At 39.0% G+C, this 246-nt stretch carries 1 protein-coding gene; it reads right to left on the bottom strand.

What is annotated here, in order from left to right; genetic code table 11:
• Positions 1-246 (bottom strand): response regulator (locus R0J87_RS23405; RefSeq protein ID WP_498889372.1); only part of this gene is annotated, 246 nt, incomplete at both ends.

The raw sequence follows: 246 nt of genomic DNA, 5'->3' as shown, positions 1-246 counted from the left end.
ATGGGAATTTCTTGAAGGCTGGAAACTCGACGCAGTTGAGTGCAAATTTCATAGCCATTGGTGTTGGGCATAATCAAATCAAGGAAAATGAGGTCAGGTTTGACTTTTAATAAGGTAGCATTTGCTCGCAGGGGATCATTAATCCCAATAAAATCATACCCATTTTCGCGCACAATTTGTTCCACAGTTTGCGTTACTTGCGGACTATCATCAACACAAGCAATCAAAAATTTGGGATTTTTAGAA

The sequence above is a fragment of the Halomonas sp. SIMBA_159 genome (assembly GCF_046536035.1).
In the GTDB taxonomy this organism is placed as follows: Bacteria; Pseudomonadota; Gammaproteobacteria; order Pseudomonadales; family Halomonadaceae; genus Vreelandella; species Vreelandella venusta_A.
This window is presented reverse-complemented; position numbering and strand designations above follow the sequence as displayed.